The organism is Peribacillus sp. NPDC058002 (genome assembly GCF_042886655.1).
GTDB classification, from domain to species: Bacteria; Bacillota; Bacilli; order Bacillales; family DSM-1321; genus Peribacillus; species Peribacillus aracenensis.
Genome location: NZ_JBHVQU010000207.1, coordinates 1 through 4,881 on the forward strand (window position 1 = coordinate 1; position 4,881 = coordinate 4,881).

6 protein-coding genes are annotated in these 4,881 nt (G+C 39.9%); 1 reads left to right on the plus strand and 5 read right to left on the minus strand.

The genetic code is table 11. The features are described from left to right. Positions 1-386: 386 nt before the first annotated feature. The 5 genes from ACFVSH_RS21655 to ACFVSH_RS21675 all read right to left on the minus strand — a co-directional run bounded on the left by ACFVSH_RS21655 (position 387) and on the right by ACFVSH_RS21675 (position 4,155). A complete protein-coding gene (locus tag ACFVSH_RS21655) occupies positions 387-554 on the minus strand; it encodes a hypothetical protein (protein ID WP_192205058.1) in 168 nt (55 codons plus the stop codon). Positions 555-966: 412 nt separating this feature from the next. Beyond that, positions 967-1,575 carry a flavin reductase family protein gene (locus ACFVSH_RS21660; RefSeq protein ID WP_387707758.1) on the minus strand — a complete coding sequence of 203 codons (609 nt, stop codon included), beginning with the start codon at positions 1,573-1,575 and terminating at the stop codon, positions 967-969. A gap of 22 nt (positions 1,576-1,597) precedes the next feature. Further along, positions 1,598-2,206, minus strand: coding sequence for an alpha/beta hydrolase (locus ACFVSH_RS21665; RefSeq protein WP_387599362.1), 609 nt, complete (start codon positions 2,204-2,206; stop codon positions 1,598-1,600). After that, positions 2,206-3,153, minus strand: a complete 948-nt coding sequence (locus tag ACFVSH_RS21670) for a ring-cleaving dioxygenase (RefSeq protein ID WP_387707760.1) — start codon at positions 3,151-3,153, stop codon at positions 2,206-2,208. Before ACFVSH_RS21670 ends, ACFVSH_RS21665 begins: the two co-directional genes overlap by 1 nt. 24 nt (positions 3,154-3,177) lie before the next feature. After that, a complete protein-coding gene (locus ACFVSH_RS21675; RefSeq protein WP_387599179.1) occupies positions 3,178-4,155 on the minus strand; it encodes a ring-cleaving dioxygenase in 978 nt (325 codons plus the stop codon). A 245-nt stretch (positions 4,156-4,400) separates the two neighbouring features. On the opposite strand from ACFVSH_RS21675, the gene ACFVSH_RS21680 reads away from it, so the two are divergent. Further along, a partial coding sequence (locus tag ACFVSH_RS21680; protein WP_387707762.1) for a nitroreductase family protein occupies positions 4,401-4,881 on the plus strand: 481 nt, incomplete at its 3' end.

Sequence of the window (4,881 nt, forward strand, 5' to 3'; positions counted from 1 at the left end):
AGCTTTAACTTACTGACAGGTCTTTGCAGCTGTTTGAATTCTAATAGTGCCCGAGTTTAGAAAATTTAGTATTATTAATTATAATAGAAGAAAGTCGGCTAATTAAATGCATCCACCATCATTATTCTGTCATCTTCTTTAACTTACTTCAAGGGAAGATGAGTATTCCGCTGTTTCTCGCAACCATCTATACTTATTTAAGTAATCTCCGACTTTCCCACTTGATTTATTTGCAATCAAAGAAAAACCACAGCAAAGCTTATGGTTTTCCCCGTATATAAATGGAAATTGCAGTCTCATTTTTAAACCTGAAAGCGAAATTTAAAAATTGCTCAATATCTTGGTATGTTTAAAACTTTCTCATTCGATACACTGTTTCTCAAAAATCAAGGCATCTCGTCATCTTTTTCCCGATTTTTAAAGGCTTCATGTGTGACAATATCCTCGATTTGTTCATATTGCCGGCTATGTTCCTTCTCTTCGCTAATTCTATTATCGGGTAGATTTCCTGGATGTCCTTTTTCTTTGTGATTAAAACTTTTACCACGACTCATACTCATTCTCTCCTTTCTAATTGTTTGTTTAGTTTTCCCAAGCTATCATAAAATATGATTTAATTTCTCTTTTTCCTTTTTTGCAGCAGGTTTGGATACACCTGCAACGCCGGGCGGCATAATTATGAAAGGCTGTTTTCGCATACTTTGTTGCTATTTACCAAGTAAAGCGGTGTGGTTGATTTCCCCTCCAGATGCTCGCTTTCCGCGAGGCGGGCGGTGAGCCTCCTCCGCGTTAAATCGTTTGATTTTAAAAATAACAATCTTTACGAAAAGAGCCTTATGAAATGGTTGCTCAATTTCGAACAGCCGCTTACCGCATTAAAATTGCAGATGAAGCTAACTGGGATAATTTGATCTAAAAAAATGGCACCATCTTAAAAAGATGACGCCATTTTTTCTTTCTTATCACTTAAGGACGATCTATTTCAAATAATTCCCCTAGTTTTGTATAAGTATGACCCGCTAATCTTGCTACAGGTTTTAGCCCATTCTGATCAATTCGACCGTTATGGTAAATATCTTGCTCTATATGATAACAGACTATTTTCCCTATCAATAAATCACAACCTGGTTTATCCTTGGAACCCGCCATTGGTATCGCATGCTCTAATGTACATTCAAAGCGTACCTTCGCTTCTTTCAATCCTGGTACGGATACCTTATCACTAACAGCTGTCGTGAAATGGGTCAGACCCAATTCACTTTCGTCAGACGGGAGTTCCTTCGCCGTTCGATTTGCATCAGCCACATTATTTTCATCAGTGATATGAACAACGAATTCACCTGTTTGAATTGCATTTCGGGCAGTGTCCTTTGAAACCCCTTCTTTACGCTGGACAGAAACGGAAATCATCGGAGGATTTGAACTGACTATGTTAAAAAAGCTGAACGGCGCTATATTGACTGTGCCTGTTTCGGATTTTGTCGTAACCAAGGCTATAGGTCTCGGTATGATGCTTCCAGTCAAAAACTTATAATTATCCCGTTCAGTCAGACTTTCAGGATTAACAGAAATCATCTTTCTTCATTCCCTCCCATTCTTATAAAAAGTTCTTTTGAAACCATGAAGCAGCTGCCTCAACCTCTGACCGTGTTAACTGATGACCGTAATTTTCCCACTGAACATCCACTATAGCACCCGCTTGCAGCAAAAGTTTATTAAGTTCATCAGTTTCTGCTGACGGGCAAATCGGATCGTTTTTACCTGCAGCAATAAAAACAGGTATATCCGAAAGGGATGGCAATGCAATCCCTCGTCTAGGCACCATTGGATGATGAAGACTCGCTCCTAGTAATGCCCCTTCGAAATGGAACAGCAAACTTGCCGCTATATTTGCACCATTGGAATAACCTAATGCTACCACTCTTTCACGGTCGAAGTCATACTTTTTGGACGCTGATTCCAAGAAGTCATAAAGCTCCTTCGTACGAAAGATCAAATCTTCTTCATCAAAAACCCCTTCGGATAATCGGCGAAAAAAACGAGGCATTCCGTTTTCAAGCACATTTCCCCTTACGCTCAATACGGATGATCCTGGTGAAACCAATTCCGCTAATGGCAAGAGATCTGTTTCCGTTCCTCCAGTGCCATGTAGAAGCAAAAGCAATGGCGCTTCTGGATTACTTCCTTTTTGAAAAATATGCTTCATCATTTATCCTCCTCAAGTACTCTCGGCACTGCCGGCAGTAACGTTTTCTCCATGATCGCCCTTTTTTCTTCCAGCCATGGCGGCAGCATTAAATTACTGCCCATCGTTTCCTTCGTTTCATCATGAGCGAAGCCAGGTGGATCTGTGGCAACTTCAAAAAGTATGCCTCCATCTTCCCTGAAATAAATGGCATCGAAGTATTGACGGTCTGTAAAGGGTGTCACACCATAGCCATGGTTGGCGATATGCTCCCTCCATTCTTTATGATCTTCATTATCGATTGCACGCCATGCAACATGATGGACAGTTCCCACTCCGATTTTCCCATTTGGCAAAACCGTTTTTTTAACATCTATCAAATTTCCGATGTCCGATGTGGATTTAAAGCGGATGTAATCGCCCTCTTCCCCAATTTTTTGCAGGCCCATCACTTTCTCTAATAGTTCCATCGTTTTGATCGGTTTTGACGTCAATAATACGGCACCACCGAATCCCTTGACCGCCTTGGCAGCTGGTACACCGCCGAATGACCACTCGTTATTTTTCCCTTCTTTACGCTCAACCAGTTCAAGTTGCAAACCGTGTGGGTCTTGGAATTCCAGATATTCCTCGCCGAAACGAGAAACCTTTTTAAAGTCTATGTTAAATTTACCTAAACGCATTTCCCAGAAACCCATTGATCCTTCCGGAACAGCATATGTTGTAATCCCCACTTGTCCTGAGCCAATTCTCCCCTTGTATGCCCCAGGCCAAGGAAAGAAAGTGATGATAGTTCCCGGAGAACCTGATTCATCACCGAAATACAAATGATAGGTTCCTGGGTCATCAAAATTAACGGTTTTCTTCACCATACGCAGTCCCAATACTCCAGCATAAAAATCCACGTTCTCTTGAGGATTGCCTACAATTGCGGTTATATGATGTATTCCTGCATTTTGCTTTTGCATGCCCAATACTTCCTTTCCCATTGATTAATTTGTTGGTTTTGTATTCAGTGGTTTTAAATTCGCTTCAATATCCTTTCTTTTCGATTCTAAAAAAGGTGGCAGGGCAAGGTTTTCTCCTAAGTGCTCCTCTGCTTCATCCACTGCAAAACCTGGTCCATCAGTAGCCAATTCAAATAAGATGCCATTCGGCTCCCTAAAATAGAGTGAATGAAAATAAAAGCGGTCCACATAACCCGAGTTCACGAATTTTGATTCACTAATTTTCTCTATCCATTTCCTCAGTTCCCCTTCATTTTCCACCCGGAAAGCAATATGGTGTACTCCACCCCTCCCCAACCTTTCCCGTGGTATGTCATTCCTTTCTTCTATATGGAGTTCGGAGCCTGTTCCTCCCTCACCTGTTTCGTAAACGACTATCGGATTTTGCCCCCTGATTGAGGATGGGTATGTGCCTGACTTCCTGAAACCCAATACGTCGGTAAGAACGCGTTCTGTTTGTACAATATCAGGTACAGTAAGTTTTACTGGCCCTAATCCAAGAATGGAAAACTCTTGCGGCACCGGGCTTCCATCCCACGGTAATCCTCCTTGAACGCCTTTATTATCCTGATCGGAAACCAAAAGAAGCCTCTGCCCTTCAGGGTCTTTAAATGAAAGCACCTTCCTTTCAAAACGGCTCGATATTTCATCCTGCTCAACATTAAATTCAACAAACCGTTTTTTCCAATATCCTAGTGCTTCATCATTTCTTACCCTTAAGGAAATTTCTGAAATACTATTATTCCCCTCATGAGTGCGGGCTGCATTGGGAATTTCAAAAAACGTCAATTCCGTACCCGGTGAACCAATTTGATCTCCATAAAATAAGTGATATACACGTACATCATCTTGATTCACCGTTTTTTTAATTAATCGCAACCCTAAGACTTTTGTGTAGAATTCAAAGTTATTTCCCGCTTTAGCTGTAATCGCCGAAACGTGATGTAATCCTTTTAATTCCATCCAAACCACTCCTATCTTTATAAATCTCCCCTTACGGAAATGAATTAATCCTAAAATAATATCTCGAATTCAAGGTATTTAACCTTCAAAATACTTTTAATACAAATATCTTGATTTAAAGATAAACGACATAGATAAATTTGTCAACCATTTTCATACAAATAATTTTACCCGTTTTCACTTATCATAAAATATGTAAATCAGGTCAAAATAAATCGGTAGTATAAAGAATGGAGGTGTGATATATGGTTAAAGATTTTTTTAGCGCAATTGAAGATAGACGCTCTTATTATTCCCTTAGCAAGGAACGTGTTGTTCCTAATAAAAGGATTAAAGAAGTTATCGATCATGCCGTTCAATATTCCCCTTCCGCTTTCAACTCCCAAAGTGCAAGAGTGATTGTATTAACTGGTCAAAACCACGAACAATTATGGGATATCACAAAAAAAGCATTAAGAAAAGCAGTCGGTGCCAAAGATTTTGAAAAAACTGAAGAAAAAATGAATTCATTTATAAATGGTTATGGTACGGTTTTATTCTTTGAAGATCAGGCCATTATAGATAGGCTTCAAGAACAATTCAAAACGTATGCCGATAACTTTCCGATTTGGTCGGACCAATCATCTGCCATTTTACAATTTGTCGTATGGACTTCCTTGGAAATTGAGGGGTTTGGTGCAAGTCTTCAGCATTATAATCCTTTAATCGATGACGAAGTGAGAAAGA